The sequence below is a fragment of the Stenotrophomonas sp. TWI700 genome (assembly GCF_039673645.1).
Lineage (GTDB): Bacteria > Pseudomonadota > Gammaproteobacteria > Xanthomonadales > Xanthomonadaceae > Stenotrophomonas > Stenotrophomonas maltophilia_AA.
The window spans coordinates 404,996-422,772 of the sequence record NZ_JBDJMB010000001.1; the positions used below are offsets into that span (position 1 = coordinate 404,996).

The 17,777-nt window shown below is 66.9% G+C and carries 11 protein-coding genes and 1 pseudogene; 4 read left to right on the top strand and 8 right to left on the bottom strand.

Annotated features, from left to right (window positions below):
• Positions 1–168 precede the first annotated feature (168 nt).
• The 7 genes from ABE473_RS01705 to ABE473_RS01735 are packed head-to-tail and all read right to left on the bottom strand — an operon-like array spanning position 169 to position 9,770.
• A complete protein-coding gene (locus tag ABE473_RS01705; protein WP_346488257.1) occupies positions 169–939 on the bottom strand; it encodes a 2,3-dihydro-2,3-dihydroxybenzoate dehydrogenase in 771 nt (256 codons plus the stop codon).
• Positions 936–4,847 carry an amino acid adenylation domain-containing protein gene (locus ABE473_RS01710; protein ID WP_346488258.1) on the bottom strand — a complete coding sequence of 1,304 codons (3,912 nt, stop codon included), beginning with the start codon at positions 4,845–4,847 and terminating at the stop codon, positions 936–938. Before ABE473_RS01710 ends, ABE473_RS01705 begins: the two co-directional genes overlap by 4 nt.
• Complete coding sequence (locus ABE473_RS01715; protein WP_346488259.1) at positions 4,844–5,095, bottom strand: phosphopantetheine-binding protein; 252 nt, start codon at positions 5,093–5,095, stop codon at positions 4,844–4,846. Before ABE473_RS01715 ends, ABE473_RS01710 begins: the two co-directional genes overlap by 4 nt.
• Positions 5,092–5,727, bottom strand: coding sequence for an isochorismatase family protein (locus tag ABE473_RS01720; RefSeq protein WP_346488260.1), 636 nt, complete (start codon positions 5,725–5,727; stop codon positions 5,092–5,094). Before ABE473_RS01720 ends, ABE473_RS01715 begins: the two co-directional genes overlap by 4 nt.
• Positions 5,727–7,379 carry an AMP-binding protein gene (locus ABE473_RS01725; RefSeq protein WP_346488261.1) on the bottom strand — a complete coding sequence of 551 codons (1,653 nt, stop codon included), beginning with the start codon at positions 7,377–7,379 and terminating at the stop codon, positions 5,727–5,729. The genes ABE473_RS01720 and ABE473_RS01725 overlap by 1 nt, the downstream gene beginning before the upstream one ends.
• 16 nt (positions 7,380–7,395) lie before the next feature.
• Positions 7,396–8,574: an isochorismate synthase gene (locus tag ABE473_RS01730; protein WP_346488262.1), complete on the bottom strand. Its 1,179-nt coding sequence runs from the start codon at positions 8,572–8,574 to the stop codon at positions 7,396–7,398.
• Entirely contained in the window at positions 8,571–9,770 is a 1,200-nt protein-coding gene (locus tag ABE473_RS01735) for an MFS transporter (RefSeq protein ID WP_346488263.1), read from the bottom strand. The genes ABE473_RS01730 and ABE473_RS01735 overlap by 4 nt, the downstream gene beginning before the upstream one ends.
• Positions 9,771–10,277: 507 nt before the next feature.
• On the opposite strand from ABE473_RS01735, the pseudogene ABE473_RS01740 reads away from it, so the two are divergent.
• The 4 genes and pseudogenes from ABE473_RS01740 to ABE473_RS01755 form a co-directional block, all read left to right on the top strand.
• Positions 10,278–12,581, top strand: a pseudogene (locus ABE473_RS01740) (ribonucleoside-diphosphate reductase subunit alpha); the annotation flags it as partial.
• A gap of 117 nt (positions 12,582–12,698) precedes the next feature.
• Positions 12,699–13,739 (top strand): ribonucleotide-diphosphate reductase subunit beta, encoded by a 1,041-nt coding sequence (locus ABE473_RS01745; RefSeq protein ID WP_070425230.1) that lies wholly within the window; start codon positions 12,699–12,701, stop codon positions 13,737–13,739.
• 13 nt (positions 13,740–13,752) lie between these two features.
• On the top strand, positions 13,753–14,217 hold the full coding sequence (locus ABE473_RS01750) for a flavodoxin (protein WP_346488264.1): 465 nt from the start codon (positions 13,753–13,755) through the stop codon (positions 14,215–14,217).
• Positions 14,211–14,534, top strand: a complete 324-nt coding sequence (locus ABE473_RS01755) for a thioredoxin family protein (protein ID WP_346488265.1) — start codon at positions 14,211–14,213, stop codon at positions 14,532–14,534. Before ABE473_RS01750 ends, ABE473_RS01755 begins: the two co-directional genes overlap by 7 nt.
• Before the next feature lie 51 nt (positions 14,535–14,585).
• Here ABE473_RS01755 and ABE473_RS01760 read toward each other — a convergent pair whose 3' ends face one another.
• A complete protein-coding gene (locus tag ABE473_RS01760; RefSeq protein WP_346488266.1) occupies positions 14,586–17,579 on the bottom strand; it encodes a TonB-dependent receptor in 2,994 nt (997 codons plus the stop codon).
• Between the last annotated feature and the right edge of the window lie 198 nt (positions 17,580–17,777).

Sequence of the window (17,777 nt, forward strand, 5' to 3'; positions counted from 1 at the left end):
GGCGTGAGGGCGGTGAGCCGCCGTGTGGGACGCGAATTCTCCGCGTCGAGCAGCGCCTGGCTATACAACTAATACGAAATGGCTTCGCGACCGCGATCTGTTCAGCCGAGATATGGTCTCGCATCGCCCGCTGCGCTCCGTTGGGGTGGAAAACGGAGCGTCTGCCTCTCAACCGCGCAGCGTGGCGCCCCCATCCACATACAGATCGCTCATCGCGATATGGCCGGCCTGGTCGGAGAGCAGGAACATCACGGCGTTGGCGATGTCCTCCGGGCTGGCCAGCTTCTGCAGCGGTATGCCGGCCTTGTACGTCTCCGGACTACCTTGGATCACCCGCTCGGCACCCTGTTCGTCCACCCACATACCGGTCTGCATCGGGGTGAGGGTCGAGCCCGGGGCGACGATGTTGCAGCGGATGCCCAGCGGCGCCAGCTCCAGGCCGAGGCAGCGGGTGAACATGGTGGAAGCGGCCTTGGAGGCGGCGTACGCGGCCATGCCGTGGCGCGGGACGCCTGCGGCGTTGGAGCTGACGGTGACGATCGCGCCCCTGCGCCGCGGCGACATCACCCGCGCAAGCGCACGGGAGACGTGGAAGACGCCGTCCGTGTTGACCGCGAACACCCGGCGCCATTGCGCGTCGTCGGTGTCGACGACGGTGCCGGTCTGCAGCACGCCGGCGACGTTGATGCCGAACCCGATCGGCCCGAGCTGGGTTTCCACCCAGTCCACCAGTGCATCCACCGCAGCGGAGTCGGTCACGTCCAGCGCGCTGGCGTGCACGGTCGACTTCCCTGCCCCGGCCACACGCTCCGGCGCCACCATGTCGGTCGCGACCACGATGCAGCCGCTGGCGCGCAGCTGCTCGACCAGTGCCGCCCCGATGCCGCCGCCCGCGCCGGTGACCAGCGCGATGGTGCCGTCGAATCCGGTGAGTTTCATGCTGATGTCCTGTGTAGGTCGTGCCGCCGAAGGTGCGTATCCAGCCAGGGCGCGATCTGCGCCACGGCATCGCGGCCGGTGAGTTCGGCGTGCAGGAAAGGAAGGTCGATCGCCTCCACGTGGGCGGCATGGGCCTGCCACAACGCGGACTGCAGCTGCGGGCGGGCGAGATGGTCGCGACCGGCACGCACGTGCAGCAGCGGCCCGTCGTAGTGGGTGTGGTGATGGGCGCGGATCAGGCGGTTGGTGCCGGTGACGGCACGGACCACGCCATCGAGGACGACATCCGGCAGGTTGCCCAGTGCGCTGTCGCCGCGGCGCAGGAAGGCCAGGATGCGTGCGCGGCTGTCCAGCTCTGGATGCGCCTCCGGATCATGCCCGGCGATGGCAAGCAGAGCGCGCAGCGCGGCGATCGGGTCCGGGTCGGGTTCGGCCCGCCAGCACTCGCTGGGATACGCATCGAGCAGCGCCAGCACGCCGACCTCGTGGCCGCGCCCACGCAGGTGCACCGCCATCGCCTGGGCGAGGATGCCGCCGACCGACCAGCCGAGCAGATGCACCGGCCCGGGCCGGCCCAATGCGAGGATCCGCTCCGCATAGTCGGCCGCCAGTGCTTCGATGCTCGCCGGCAGCGGCTGGTTGGGATCGAGCACCGGCGACTGCAGGCCCTGCACCTCACGCGCGGGTGAGAGTGCGCGGGCCAGGTCGCGGTAGTTCCAGGCGATGCCGCCGGCAGGATGGATCACATACAGCGGCGCGAGCGCGGCATCTCCGCTGGCCAGCCGGATCATCGGGGCGAGCCCATGGTCGGTGGCAGCCGGGGGTGCGTCGATACGGGCCGCGAGTGCGGCGACTGTCGGTGCGGCGAAGACCGCGCCCAGGCCCAGGTCACAACGCCACCGCTGCTGGATCGCCAGCAGCAGGTGCACGGCGCTCAGGGAGTCGCCGCCCAGGGCGAAGAAATCGGCATCGGCACTGACCGGCAGGCTCAGCCCCAGCGTCTCAGCGAACAGCGCCGCCAGCGCCTGCTCGGTCGCGGTGCTCGGCGCAACGCCCGAGCCAGACGCCTGCGCCGGTGCCGGCAACGCGGCGCGATCCAGTTTGCCGTTGGCCGTGACCGGCCAATGCTCCAGTTCCACGAAGGCAACGGGCACCATGTAGTCCGGCAGCCGGTTGGCCAGATGCCCCCGCAGCGTCTCCAGCGACGGGCCACCCGTGTTGAGGTAGGCCACCAGCCGCGGCTCGCCGGGGCGGTCTTCGCGCAGCAGCACTTCGGCGCGGGTGACGCCGGGTGCCGAACGCAGTGCGGCGTCGATTTCGCCGAGCTCGATGCGCAGGCCGCGCAGCTTGATCTGGTGATCGCTGCGACCGAGATATTCCACTGCCCCGTCTTCTCGCCAGCGCGCCACGTCGCCGGTGCGATACAGGCGTCCGCCGGCAACGAACGGATCGGGCAGGAAGCGCTCGGCGGTCAGATCGTCGCGCCCCAGGTAGCCGCGTGCCAGCTGCACACCGCCGAGATACAGATCGCCGGCGACGCCCGGCGGCAGCGGTTGCATGCCGGCCTCGAGCACGTACAGGCGGGTGTTCCAGACCGGATGGCCGATCGGCACCGGTGCGGAGGTGTCGTCCTGGCTGGCGGGCCAGAAGCTGACATCCACGGCTGCCTCGGTGGGACCATAAAGATTGTGCAGCTCGGCCTGGACCGTGGCATGGAAGCGGTCACGCAGCGCGGCGTCCAGTGCCTCGCCGCTGGTGAACACGCGGCGCAGCTGCAGCCCATGCGCGGCCGGGGCGGCCAGGAACGCGGCCAGCATCGACGGCACGAAATGCAGGGTGGTGATCGCGTGCTGGCGGATCAGTGCGGCCAATACCAGCGGATCGCGATGCGCCTCGGGCGGGGCCACCACCAGGGTGGCGCCGCTGATCAGCGGCAGGAAGAACTCCCACACCGAGACATCGAAAGTGGCCGGGGTTTTCTGCAGGATGCGGTCGTCGGCCTGGATCGCGTAATGCCCGCGCATCCACTCCAGGCGGTTGACGATGGCGCGGTGCTCGATAAGCACGCCCTTCGGTTCACCAGTGGAGCCGGAGGTATAGATGACATAGGCCGCATCGTCCGGCTGCGGCTCTGTGGTCAGCGCGGCGTCGTTGTGGCGCTGCCACTGGGCAGGGTCCAGCACCGGCGTCCCTGGGAACCGCGCGCGATCCTGCGCCAGCGCCAGCACGCAGATCGGCTGCGCCGAGCGCAGGATCCGGGCCAGGCGTTCGTCCGGATGGGCCAGGTCCACCGGGAGGTAGGCGCCACCGGCACGCAGCACCGCGACCAGCGCGATGATCAGTTCCAGCGAGCGCGGCAGCGCCACCACCACCCTCACCTCGCGGCCCACGCCCTGCGCCCGCAGCTGCAGGGCCAGCGCACGGCTGCGCTGCTCCAGCTCGGCGAAGCTCAGGCGATCCGCGCCGAACACCACCGCGGTGGCTGCCGGCGTCGCCGCCATCCGTGCGGTGATCAGTGCGGCCAGGCTGAGCTCGGGCACCGGATGCGCCGTGGCGTTGATGTCGTGCAGATAGCGCTGCGCTTCGGCGGGCGTGCACAGCGGCACCGAGGCGATCGTGCCGCCGGTGGCCTGTACGTCCAGCGCGGCCGACACGAAATGCAGCAGGCGCGCGGCATGCGCCTGCTGCTGTGCGGGGGTGTACAGCGTGGGATTGGCTTCGATCTCCAGATCGAGCACGGCCGTGCCATCCCCGCGGAAGCCGAGCGTCACGTCATCGACTGGACCGGTGGAGAGCACCTCGAGCGTCGCAGTGACGCCGGCCAGCTGCAGCGGCCGATAGAACGGCTGCACATTGACCAGCGGACCGTGCAGGCGGCGCTGGCCGCCGATCAGCCCGAGGTCGCGCCGCAGCTGCTCGCCCCGGTAGCGACCATGGCGCCGGCCACGCATCAGGCGCATGGCGATATCGCGCACATAGGCATCCACGGTGTCGTGCGTGGCCGCGACCCGCAGCGGCAGGACGTTCATCACCATCGCCGGGACGCGGGCGGAGACGCTGCCGAGGCGGCCCATGAAGGGCACGCCGATCACCGCCTCCGCTTCCCCACTGATCCGGCGGCAGTACTCTGCACCAAGCGCGGTCAGCAGGTCCGGCCAGGGCTGGCCGATCGCGGCTGCCGCCGCGTGCAGGCGCTCGCGCAGGGCAGTGTCGATCGGCTGCACGTGGCGCAGCGCATCCGCTGCGGCCGGCGCCATGCCCGCCTGCAGGCCGGTGGCGGCCGGCGCGCCGGCCATGGCCTCGCGCCAGTAAGCGGCATCGCGCGTGCGGCGCTCGCTGTCACGGTACTGGGTGTCTTCCTCAAGCACGGGCTGCAACGGTGCCACCGCCGCCTGCTGCGGATGACCTGCATACAGCGCGCAGACGCGCTCGGTCAGCAGGCCCATGCCGTAGCCATCGGTGGCCAGGTGATGCACGCGCAGGTACCAGACGCTGCGCGCCGGGCCCAGCAGGAACAGACGCTGTTGGCTGAGCCGATCGCGGGCAGGATCCACCGGGCTGAGCCGGTCGCGCTGCATGGCCTCGCGCGCGGCGGCGGCGGGGTCCGGCTGATCGGACAGATCCAGCACCTCCAACCTCGGTGTGTGCTGCGGGTCGATCCACTGGCCGGGCGCGCCCTGCGCGTCCTCGACGATGCGCAGGGCCAGCGCCTCCGCTTCCTGCGCGGCCTGATCGGCGGCACGCACGAAAGCCGCGACATCCAGCGCACCCTCGATCCAGACGGCGTGGGCGGTGTTGAACGCGGGATTGTCCGGGGCCAGCCGCTGGGCATACCACAGGCCCGCCTGGGCCTCGCTCAGCCAGCGGACGATGGGCCCGGCCGCGCCCGGCACCGCACGGGCATTCATGCGCTGGCCGCCGCCTCGGCCTGCAGCCGCTGCACCACGGTCCACCAGCCGCCCAGCGTGGCGTGTTCGGCCAGATGACTGAATTCCAGCGGGATGCCGGTGTTGCCCCAGGCCAGTACCAGGCCGAGTACGCGCATCGAATCCAGCCCCAGGTCCATCAGGTTCTCGTCGTCCCGGATGTCCTCGGGGGCTTCGCCGAGCATCCCGGCGACATCGGCGCGCATGCGCTCCAGGGTCAGTGCGGTCATGCCAGCCTCTCCAGCAGGTGATCGGTGGTCATCGGCACGCCACAGGTACGGGCGATCCAGTGCAGGGCCAGGTCATGGTCGGCCCGCGAGAAATCGGCGACCGCGTCGGCGGCGATGAAGCTCTCGATGTCGCGCTGGAAGCCCTCGGCGACCGTGGCGGTGCAGCCGATATGCGCGTAGACGCCGGTGACCAGCAACTGGTCGCGGCCACGCGCGCGCATCATGGTGTCCAGATTGCTGCGCTGGAACGCGCTGTAGCGGTGTTTGACCAGCACATGGTCGCCCTCCGCCGGGGCCACGGCCTCGATGATGGCTTCGTGTTCTTCGGTGGCGGACATGCCCGGGCCCCACAGATCGGCCTGCAGGCCACGGTCACGCCGGTCCTGGTGGCCGCGCTGGGCGGTGTAGAACACCGGGATGCCACGCGCACGGCAATGCGTGAGCAGGCGCGCGATGTTGGCGACGGCCGGGGCCAGCGGTGCCGCATCCGGCGCGAAGGCGGCCAGGAAGTAGCGCTGCATGTCATGCACCAGCAGCGCCACGCGTGCGGTGTCCGGTTGCCACGCGCCGCGCGGGGTGGGCAGCTCGGCCTGGGTCGGCAGCGGATACGGTTGGATCTTGGGCAGCGCCATCAGCGCGTTTCTCCTGTCTGTTGCATGAAACGTTCGCGCAGCTGGGCACGCAGTTCGCGACGGCTGATCTTGCCGACCGCGGTGGTGCCGAAAGCATCGACGAACACGATCTGGTCCGGCACTTTGAACGCGGCCAGGCCGCGGCTGCGGACCCAGGCCTTGAGGCTGGCGGCCCTGGTCGGCTCGCCCTGGGCAATGATGAAGGCGCAGCTGCGCTCACCCAGGTAGTCATCGGGGATCGAGACCACGGCGGCATCGAACACACTCGGGTGCGCCAGCAGGTGGTCCTCGATCTCTTCGGCGGAGATCTTTTCGCCGGCGCGGTTGATGTGGTCGCTGGCCCTGCCCTGCACCACCAGATAGCCGCCCGGCAGCCGCTGGACCATGTCGCCGGTGCGGTAGAAGCCATCTTCGGTGAAGGCACGCGCATTGGCGGCCGGATCGTTGTGGTAGCCGCGGATGGTATACGGGCCGCGGGTGAGCAGATGCCCGGTTTCACCTTCTGCGACCGGGTTGCCGTGGTCATCGACCACCAGCACCTCGTCATCTTCGCTGATCGGGCGCCCCTGGGTGGAGACGATGAGCTCGTCGCTGTCGTGCAGGCGCGTGTAGTTGACCAGGCCCTCGGCCATGCCGAACACCTGCTGCAGGGTGCAGCCCAGCCCGGCGATGACGCGGCGCGCCGCTTCCGGCACCAGCTTGGCGCCGCCGACCTGCACCACCTGCAGGCTGGAGAGATCGTGGGCTGTCGTCGCGGCGGCTTGGGCCCACAGCAGCGCCAGCGGCGGCACCAGGCCGACACAGGTGACCCGCTCGCGCGCGATCAAGGGAAACGCGGCGTCCGGGCCCGCACCGGGGCTGAGCACCACGCGTCCCCCGGCGTACAGCGTGCCGAAGAACCCGGGCGAGCTCATCGGGAAGTTGTGCGCGGCCGGCAGCGCGACCAGATAGACGCTGTCCCGGGTGATGCCGCAGATCGCGTTGCTGGCGCGGAACGAATACAGATAGTCATCGTGCGTGCGCGGGATCAGCTTGGACAGGCCGGTGCTGCCGCCGGAAATCTGCAGGAACGCGACCGACTGCGGGTCCGGATCGGCCGGCAGCTGTTCGAGGTCACCGGCCAGCGTATCGAGCGCGGTGAACCCGGCCGCGTCACCGGCGATGACGATGTGCTGCACGTCCGGCACCTGCGACTGCAGCTCGCGCGCCAGCGTGCGGTAGTCGAAGCCGTCATGGTTCGCGGCGGCGATGTACGCACTGGCGTCGGCCTTGCGCGCGAAATGCGTGACTTCGGTGATGCGGTGCGCGGGCAGCGCATACACGGGAATCAGGCCGGCACGGAACAGGCCACAGACCACGGTGACGAACTCGGGCACGTTGCCGAGCTGGACCACCACCCGGTCACCCGGTGCCAGTCCCTGGGCCAGCAGGCCGGCGCCGATGCGGCCGGCCTCCTGCCACAGCTGCGCATAGGTCAGGCGCGTATCGCCACCGACCACGGCGATGTCACCGGCGAAGCGCTCGGCGCGCTCGCGCAGGAAACCCGGGAAGGTCTCGCCGCGCCAGTGCCCGGCAGCGCGGTAACGCGCGACCAGGGCCGGTGGCCAGACCTGGCGCAGCGGCACCCGGGAGGAAGAGAAGGATGCGTTCATGGACAGCTCCCGCACATCAGAAAGAACGAACGTCATGGACGCCGAGCGCGGTCAGCAGGGCCATGAACTTGGCAGCCGTTTCGGCTACCTCGAGATCGGGGTGTGAGCCCGCGACGATGCCTGCCCCGGCATACAGGCGCACTTCAGTGCCCTGCACCCGTGCGCAGCGGATCGCCACGTACCAGTCGCCATCGCCCTGGGCATCGGTCCAGCCGACGGCGCCGGCGTAGAACCCCCGCGCGACCGGTTCGGCCTGGCGGATCAGCGCCAGCGCCTGCTGGCGCGGCGTACCGCACACCGCCGGGGTGGGATGCAGCAGCGCGACCAGGGCGGCCGAGGACAATGACGCGTCCTTCAACGTCCCATGGATGCGGGTACCGAGGTGCCACATGGTCGCGGTGGCATGCAGCGTCGGGCGCGGCTGCGCTTCGACGTGGTGGCACAGCGGGGCGAGCGCGGCAACGATGGCCTCGACCACATGGCGGTGCTCGTCATGATCCTTGGCCGAGGCCAGCAGCATTTCGGCGGCGCGCGCATCTTCGGCCGGATCGGCCGAACGACGGGCCGAGCCTGCGAGGGGGTGCGACAGCACGCGGTCACCGCGCTTGGAGACCAGCAGTTCCGGGGTGGCACCGACCAGCCAGGCCGGGTCGGCCGCGCCCGCGGCGGGCACCGGCACCACGTAGGTGGCCACGCTGGGATCCTTGCCCAGGCGCGCGGCCAGCACGCGCGGATGCAGCGGCTGCGCGGTGGTGACGCGCAGGCTGCGGGCGAGCACGACTTTCTCCAGCGGACTGTCGCTGCGCTGCAGTTCGGTGACGGCCGTTGCCACTGCCTGCGCATACGCATCCGCAGACGGTTCAGCGACCACATCACCGACCAGCGTCGGCGTTTCCACACGAACCACTGCGGTCTGCCCAGACATCTGGTCCGGCTGATACAGCGCATCGCCCTGCTCGGGATCGAACGGCACCGCACCCACCAGCAAGCGCGGGCCGGAGCGCGGCGCGGCGAAGAACGCAGCGACGCGCTCGGCCAGTGTGGCGGTGCCGCCGGACGGCAGCCGCGCGCGCACACCCTGCGCTTCCATCGCCTGCTGCGGGCTGCGCAGCAGGAAGTACGGCGCATCGGCGGCGTCGATGGCGGTGGTGTCGCTCATCTCTTCAGTTGTTCCGCGGGCGAGCATCTCGTTCATGCCGCACCCCGCTCGCGGTGCGCCGCTGCAGAGATGGCCAGGATGAGCAGCACCACGCCGACCAGCAGGTACGGCGCGCTCGGCGACCAGCGGTACAGCAGCGTGCCGATCATCGGCCCGACCACCATGCCCATGCCCTGCACCGACGCGACCGTGCCCGCGGCGGCGCCCTGCTCGTGAGCCTCCACCGAATCGGCGGCCAGCGCCTGGAAATTGGGGAACACGAAGCCCATGCCGAACGCCGCGAACGCATAGCTGGCCAGCAGCTGCCACGGCACGCTGACCAGCGCGACCGACGCAAAGCCCAACCCGGAGATCAGTGCGCCGACCAGGATCCAGCGCGTCGGGCGGATGTCCTTGAGCTTCATCACCAGGCCCTGCGCGAAGATCAGGCCCACGCCGACGGCAGTCAGGGCCAGCCCGGCCATGCGCGCGCCGTCTGCCGGCGACAGGCGCAGGCGGTCGATCGCGAAGAAGCCGACCGTCACCTGCGCGATGGTGACCGAGATCATCGCGGCGAACACCGCCAGCAACGGCAGGCGCAGGCGTGCATCGCCCAGCCCGAGCGTCGGCTTGGGGCCGGTATGCGTCGGCGCGACGGGAGGCGTATTCGGCAACCGCCACCAGATCATCAGCAGCGACAGCAACGGCAACAACGCCGCCACATAGAGTGTGAGCGAGAGATTCTTGTAAGCGATCCAACCGGCGGCGGCCGGGCCCAGCACCATGCCCAGTGCGTTGGCGGTGCCGAGCTTGGCCATGACGCTGCCGCGCTGCCCCGGGGCCGCCTGATCGGCAATGATGGCCGCGGCGGTCGGCGGCACGGCGGCATAGAACAGCCCGACCAGGGCACGCGTGCCGACCAGGACCAGCACGGAGAGCCAGATCGCCGGCGGTGAGGTCAGCGCCACATCGACGAACACCGCCAGCGCCACATAGATCACGGCATAGGCCGCCAGTGCGATCAACAGCACGCGCTTGCGGCCGATGCGATCGCTGAGCGCGCCCCAGCGCCGTGCCGACAGCATCCACAACACACCCGCCGCGGTGACCGACAGGCCGGCGTGCCACTCGGCCAAGCCCAGCACCCGCACCACCGGGCCGATCACGGACACGAACGCCATCATCGCCATGGTGCCGAGCAAGGCGCCGGATACGAGGGCGGGCAAACCGGAAACGACAGGACGTGAAGACATTGAACACCACAGCCAATAAGAAGTTGAACCACAACGCATCACCGCCCTGTGATCCATCAAATGATAACGGCTCGCATTTGCGTTTGATAGTGCAGGCTGTACCGGATGTTCATCTCCCCTGCGCTCTACCCCTGCGACAAAAAAGCACCACATCTTCGGTTGACGATCCACTCGCACCCCACTATGTTGTGTCCATCGGCTCCCCGCTTCCGCCAGGCCCGGTGCACCGTCCCGACGCCGCGTTGCTCTTCAACGCCCCGTCGTACCACCTGACCGGCGCCTGGAAGCAAGGCCCGTCGCCACCGATGTGAGCCTCTGGCGACGTATTCCTGCACACGCAGGGCCTGCCCACCCAACACGCCTTCTGTCCGGCTGCCGCTCGGCTCTGCCGCGCCGCCTGCTGGGCACTGCGCCATGCAAGGAGATCGCATGAACATCGACGACACCGTCGCCTCGACCCTCACCCCGCCCACCGACACCGCCTTTGATGCGGCCGCCGTCAATGAAACGCTGTGGATCACCAAGGAAGGCGGCAACCGGCGCATGCCGTTCGACCAGGGGCGGCTGGAGCGGACCGTGCACAGCGTGCACGCCGAGTTCCCGCAGCTGGACGTGGCCGACTACCTGCGCAGCGTGCTCGGGCAGATCGCGCGCCGGCAACAGCTCAGCGCCGATGAGATGGTGGATCTGCTGATCCGCGAGGCGGAATCGCGCATCGATCTCACCGCGCCGGACTGGGAACACTTCGCCGCCCGGCTCTACCTGCGCCGCCTGTACAAGCGCGCCAGCAAGAACCGCTTCTACGATGCCACGCTGAAGTACGGTTCCTATGTGGGTCTGCAGGAGAGCCTGGCCGACCGTAACGTGTACTCGATCGACATCCTCAAGGCCTATTCCAAGGACGAACTGGAGGAAGCCGGGCAGATGATCGAGCCCGAGCGCGACACCCTGTTCGCCTACAACGGCCTGTATCTGCTGGCCACCCGTTATCTCGCCACCGACCACTCGCGTGCTGTGTACGAGCTGCCGCAGGAACGCTGGCTGACCATCGCGCTGTACCTGATGCAGCACGAGCACGAGCACGGCGAGCGCTCACGGCGGCGGCGCATGCTGCTGGTGCGCGAGGCGTACTGGGCGCTGTCCAACCTGTACATGACGGTGGCGACGCCGACGCTTGCCAATGCCGGCAAGGTGGGCGGCCAGCTGTCGTCGTGCTTCATCGATACGGTGGACGACAGCCTGCAGGGCATCTACGACTCCAACACCGACGTGGCGCGCGTCTCCAAGCACGGCGGTGGCGTGGGCGCCTACCTGGGCTATGTGCGCTCGGCCGGCTCTTCGATCCGAGGCGTGGCCAATTCCTCCGGCGGCGTCGTGCCGTGGATCAAGCAGCTCAACAACACCGCGGTGAGCGTGGATCAGCTGGGCCAGCGCAAGGGCGCGATCGCGGTGTACCTGGATGTCTGGCACCGCGACATCGAGGCCTTCCTCGATCTGCGTCTGAACAACGGCGACCAGCGCCTGCGCGCGCACGATGTGCTCACCTCGGTGTGCCTGCCGGACCTGTTCATGGAGGCGGTCGAGCGGCGGGGTGACTGGTATCTGTTCGATCCGTATGAGGTGAAGCGGATCAAGGGTTGGTACCTGCAGGACTTCCACGATGAGCAGCGCGGCCAGGGCAGCTTCCGTGAGAAGTACGAGGAGGTGGTGGCCGATGAGCGGATCAGCCGGCGCACGATCAAGGCAATCGACCTGTTCAAGCGGATCATGGTCAGCCAGCTGGAGACCGGCAATCCCTTCATGTTCTACCGGGATGAAGTGAACCGGATGAACCCGAACAAGCATGCCGGCAGCATCTACTCCAGCAACCTGTGCACGGAGATCCTGCAGAACATGAGCCCCACCCGCATGATCCAGGAGATGATCAGCGGCGACCAGATCGTGACGACCAAACAGGCCGGCGATTTCGTGGTGTGCAACCTGTCCTCGATCAACCTGGGCCGCGCAGTGAAGGCTGCCCCGGACCTGCTGACCACCGACGTGCTGGAGCGCCTGGTGCCGATCCAGGTGCGGATGCTGGACAACGTGATCGACCTCAACCAGCTGCCGGTGCCGCAGGCGACCATCACCAACCGCAAGTACCGCGCGATCGGCCTGGGCACGTTCGGCTGGCACCACCTGCTTGCCCTGCAGCAGATCGAGTGGAACTCGACCCAGGCCGAGGACTATGCGGACAGCCTGTACGAGCGCATCAACTACCTGACCATCCAGGCGAGCATGACGTTGGCCAAGGAGAAGGGGCGCTACAGCGCCTTCGTCGGCAGCGACTGGCAGAACGGCGAGTACTTCCGCGCCCGTGGCTACGACAGCCCGGCCTGGCGCGAACTGGCGGCGCAGGTGGGGGTCAACGGCCTGCGCAATGGCTGGCTGATGGCGGTCGCGCCGAACATGAGCACCGCCCAGATCGCCGGCTCCACGGCGTCGATCGACCCGGTCTACGGCGCGTTCTACTACGAAGAAAAGAAGGACTTCCGCCGCCCGGTCGCCGCACCGGGGCTGCCGCTGGACACCTACCCGTACTACGAGAAAGGCGCGTACCGGGTCGACCAGTTCGCCAGCATCCGCCAGAACGCCCGCCGCCAGCGCCATGTGGACCAGTCGATCAGCTTCAACCTCTACGTGCCCAGCACCATCCGCGCCAGCACCCTGCTCGCGCTGCACATGAGTGCCTGGCGCGAAGGCCTGAAGACGACCTATTACGTGCGCTCGAACGACATCGACATTAGCGAGTGCGAATGGTGCAGCAGCTGACCCGGTCAGCCCGGTAGCTGACGACGTTTGGTCGTAAGCACCTTGACCGGTTGTGCCGGCCGCTGGCCGGCAACCCAGCACCCCCGCATCGCCCGCAAAGAACCAAGGACACACCCCATGGCCATCCCCCTCGAACGCATCAAGATCCTCGAACCGCGCCACCCCAACCGCTCCACCGGCATCATCAACGGCCGCACCAGCGGCATCCTCAACTGGAACGACATCCCCTACCCGTCCTTCTATCGGGCATACAAGGAGCTCTCGACCAACTTCTGGATTCCCGACGAAGTCGACATGAAGGGCGACGCGCGCCAGTACGGTGAGCTCAACGCCCGCGAGAAGAACGCCTACGACTCCATCATCGGCCTGCTCGCCACGCTGGACTCGCCGCAGACGCGCTTCATCTACAACGTCGCCGAGTACATCACCGATCCCGCCGCGCACGCCAACGCCGCGATCATCGGCCAGCAGGAAGTGATCCACAACGAGAGCTACAGCTACGTGCTGGCCTCGATCGCCGGTCTGGCCGACCAGAACCGCGTATTCGAGATCGCCCGCACCCACCCGACCATCCTCGCCCGCAACGCGCCGATCATGCAGTCCTACGACGACTTCATGCGCGAGAAGACCGCCGAGACGCTGATCCGTGCGCTGATCCAGTCCTCGATCCTGGAAGGGATCAACTTCTATTCCGGGTTCGCGTTCTTCTACAACCTGGTCCGCCAGAACCGCATGACCGGCACCGGCAAGATCATCAGCTTCATCAACCGCGACGAGCTGGCCCACACCAAGTTCATCAGCGAACTGATCCGCGCGATCATCGGCGAGAACCCGGCCCTGCAGGGCGAGCAGCTGACCGCGTACGTGCATGAAGCCTTCGAGCACGCCATCCAGCTGGAGACGCGCTGGACCGGTGAAGTGCTCGACGGCATCGACGGCATCGACGTGGACGAGATGATCCGCTACGTGAAATACCGCGCCAACAAGATGGCCGGCATGCTCGGCATCGAGAAGCTGTACAGCGAGACCAACGTCAACGTGATGCCGTGGATCAAGGCGTACGCCGACAATTTCACCGAAACCAAGACCGACTTCTTCGAGATGCGCAACGCCAGCTACAAGAAGACCAATTCGGACAATGGCTTCGACGATCTGTAAGGCGCCCGGGCAGATGCAGATCCTGCTGGCGTTCGCCTCGCTGAGCGGCAACACCCGCGAGGTGGCGACGCTGATCCGGGCGCATTGCGAAGCGCTGGGGCATCACGTGGACTGGCTCGACGTCGATGCCGGCGACGTGGCCGCCGTACTGGCGGACGCGGCACCCACCCTGTGCCTGCTCGGTTCCTGGACCGACAACGCCGGGCGTACCCCGGCGGAAATGAAGGACTGCGTGGCCGCGCTGCGCGACCGCTTCGGGTTGCCGCTGCCCTTTCCGGTGGCGGTGTTCGGCACCGGCGAGACCCAATGGGGCGAGGAGTACTACTGCGGCGCCGCGCATCGGCTGGCGCGGTTCTTCACCTCGCCCTGCCCGGTGCTCGAAATCGAGCAGATGCCGCAGGGCGCCGAGGATACCCACGCCATCCACCACTGGACCGACACCGTGTTGGCCCCTACCACGAGCACGACGACATGCTGACCCTGCACGCCCAGACCCCCGAGGATTACCACGCCGCCCTGCGCGAACATCCCGCCCTGCTGGTGGACTTCCACAAGGACGACTGCCCGGGATGCCGGATGCTGGAGATGTCGCTGGCAAGTGTTGCCGGCGCGATTCAAGACGCTGGCATGACCCTGCTGAAGGTGAGACTCGAAACGGTTGGAGAGGGATTGTTCCGCGAGCTCGGGCTGCGCCAGACCCCCACGTTGCTGGTGGTCCGCGACGGTCACGAAACCGCGCGGCTGGCGGGATTCCAGTCACCGAAGCAGATTCTTGGCGTGCTCGGCGTTGGGTGACTGTCAAGCCCGGCTCGACCCTGCGCGATGGCAGGGCCGAGCCGAACGGCGTTACCAGTCGTACTGCAGCTGCAGCCGCGCGTAGCGCGGATTGGTGTAGTACTTGGCCTTCTCGTGATTGAAGAAGTCCGTGATGGTTCCCGTGGAATCGACGCTGTATTTCGTCTCGTACACCTGCAAGGGCTTGATCGAATTGAACAGGTTCAGCACCGAGAACTGAACACTCAAGCCCTTCAGCGCTGAAGGTCGATAGATCACGGTGGGATCGAGGCTGGCGACCCAGGGCGTGCGACCGCTGCTGCCCAGACCAACGACTTCATCAATGTCGGCATTGCAGGTGTGGAACACGCCCGCATAGCCATACTCGGTCCCGAATGTGCCATAGCCGCCCCCCAGGCAGGTGATCGGCGTGCCGGACTGTACGAGCAGATTGGCACCGACCTGCCACTGATCCGTCAGGTCGTACGACCCATACAGTTTGAAGCTGTGACGACGATCATTGAAGAGATAGCCGTCCGCGCCGTACATCAACTCTTTGAAGTCGAAGTCCGACGTTGTGCCGGTGTCGTCCTGCCCATTGGTACTCTTCACCAAGCCTTCGTAGTTGCCGTGCAGCTTGGCCCAGGTGTAGTTCACGCTGGCATACCAGCGCTCGCCCTGTCGGTCCGCAGAAAGAGACAGGGCCCGATAGCTGCGCGTTGCCTTCGGACCTAGTTCTTCCCCGGGAACGGTGATGTCATCCGGCTTGCCATCGCCATCGACATCGATGCTCAGCCTCAGGTCGTCGCCCGGGTTGTAGATCCAACAGCCCGGTATGCCCGATGGCACCTCCCACGGACTGTCCCAGTTGGATAGGTCGTAGCCGGCATCCTTGGCAGCGTTGTACAGGGAGCGCGCGTCGCAGGTATCGTCGATGACGTTGTTGATCCGTCGGTAGGTCACCTTCGCGCCCAGGGTCCAGCCATCAACCCACGGGTTTGAGGACTGGATGCGATGCTCGTAACCCAGGATCGCCTCATCCTGCGTGTAGGGCTTCAAGCCTTTGGAAGCGACTGCCTTTGGGTCGGGCGCCGAGCCATCTGCGCCGTTGATGACGCTGTCCCTGCTGCCCCCCTGGTAGGACCCGGTGATGTTGGGCTTGCCAGTGACCGGGTCATAGCCATCGTAGGTGAAGAACTCATCGGTGTAATAGGATGCCGACGCTGCTCGCAGCGACACATTTGCTGCGATGGGCAGCGAGTATCGCCCAAGCGAGCCAAACAGCTTGCTGTTGCCGTCGCCCATCACATTCCATGCAAAGCCGCCGCGCGGCTGCCAGATGTTGTCCTGCTTCACGAAGGAGACACCATCGCTGTTCCGGTTGTCGAACGAATCGTTACGAAGGCCGGCGTAGAGCATGAACACATCATTGATCTGCCAGTGATCTTCAAGGTACCAGGAGCGCTGTTTGATCCCGATGGTGCCACCGGTCCGGAAATTGGTCTTCCGGGCGAAATTCTCGTAGAGGCGCCAGTAGGCACCGCTGGAGTACGCAGTACCTTGGCGGGAATTCCACTCATCGTTGCTGTACCCGAATCCCAGCCGATGCTCTGCCAGTTGCCAGGTGAGATCCACCATGGCACTGGTCCGCTCATTGGTCCCATTCTTGATGTCGATCTGGCTGGTGACCGCGCAGCCCACCCGCTTGCCAAGCACGTTATCGACCACGTAGGGGCAATCCCCATCGGGGCTGGATATATCGCCGTCATAGTCCGAGCGCCTTCCGCTCGGACTGATCGTGTAATCGGCGTTCTTGTTGCGCATCTGACCGTAGCGGACGCTGGCCGTCAGCGCGTCACTGAGATAGCTCGTCCATTGCAGGATATGCGTCGTGCCGTCGCGCTCGCGGTAGAGCCGGCCCAGGTAGTCCTTCTTGGTGGCTTCGGCGCCCGGCTCATCGCTCTCGTAGGCAGCAGTGTAGTTGTCGTAATGGTAGCGGCGACGGTTGCCGAAGCCGGTGTACTCAAGGTGGTTGTCCTCATTGAGATACCAGTCCAGCTTGATCAGCCAGTAGGGATCCTTGGAGGTGTATTCCTCCGCAGTGGTTGAGAGCGACGAGGGTGGACGAGGCTTGGTCGGGTCCTGGGGCGACCGCGGCCCGCTGCCCGTTCGCCCGCCGTAGGTTTCGCGATCGGAGCGACTCATGCTCCCCAACGCGAACACAAACAGCTTGTCCTGGATCAATGGGCCGCCTACCCACGCAGAGGCGACGTCGCTGTTCCGGCTGTTCTTGTCGTAAGAGCGCAGCAATGTGCCGTCTGCGCGCAGGGTGTCCGGCTCATTGCTCCGCCATGCATCCGGAGCCGTGGTCCAGCTGAAGCCGCCCTTCCATTCATTGGTACCGCGTTTGACGTTGACGCTGGTCACGCCCCCGGTGGAGAAACCATAGCGGGCACCATAGCCGCCGGTCTGGACGTCCAGCTGGTCAATCGCCTGGAAAGGGACTTCGGAGAAGCTGAGGCTGTCGAACAGGTTGGTTACGTTGAAACCGTTGACGTAGTAGCTGTTCTCGGCGGCCGATGCGCCGCCGAACGAGGCGGGGCCGAAGTAGCCGCTGCTCGCCACCGTGCCGGGCGTGAGCAGAGAGACGCTGGTGATGTCGCGACCAACGGGCAATGCGTTCAGTTGTTCGGCTGTGAACGTCGTCCTGGACTCGACACTTCCCAGATCGATCGTCGCCCCCAGCTGGGCGCGAACGTTGACCGTATCCAGCGTTGCCGCACGACCCATGTCCGCACTGGTGGTCTGGCCCGCAATCACCGTGACCACGAGGGTGCGTGCAGCGCCATTGGTGCCGGTTGCCTCGACCTCATACCGACCTGCACCCAGCGCACCGATACGGAACCTGCCGTCAGCGCTGATCACACTCTCGCGCGTCACACCCGAGTCCAGGTTGCGGACACGCACCTCGCCACCCGTGAATTCGGGAGCGAGACCGCTGATGTCACCTACTGTGCTCTGTGCAAATGCCTGCGCGCTCAGCAGCGATGAGGTGAGCAGGAGCATGCGCAGGCCTTTCCTGCGGGCAACATGATCAGGGATAAGGGACGTAACGTGCATTGATGCCTCCATGGGTGTCCAGCCGAAGCTGGTCAAGGGGGCATGAACGTAGACCTCTCTGTCCTGTACGCGCGCGATGGTTCGATTGATAGATGCGATGCTGTGATCGTCGTTTGAAAATCGCCCTGGTTTCAGCCGGCACCC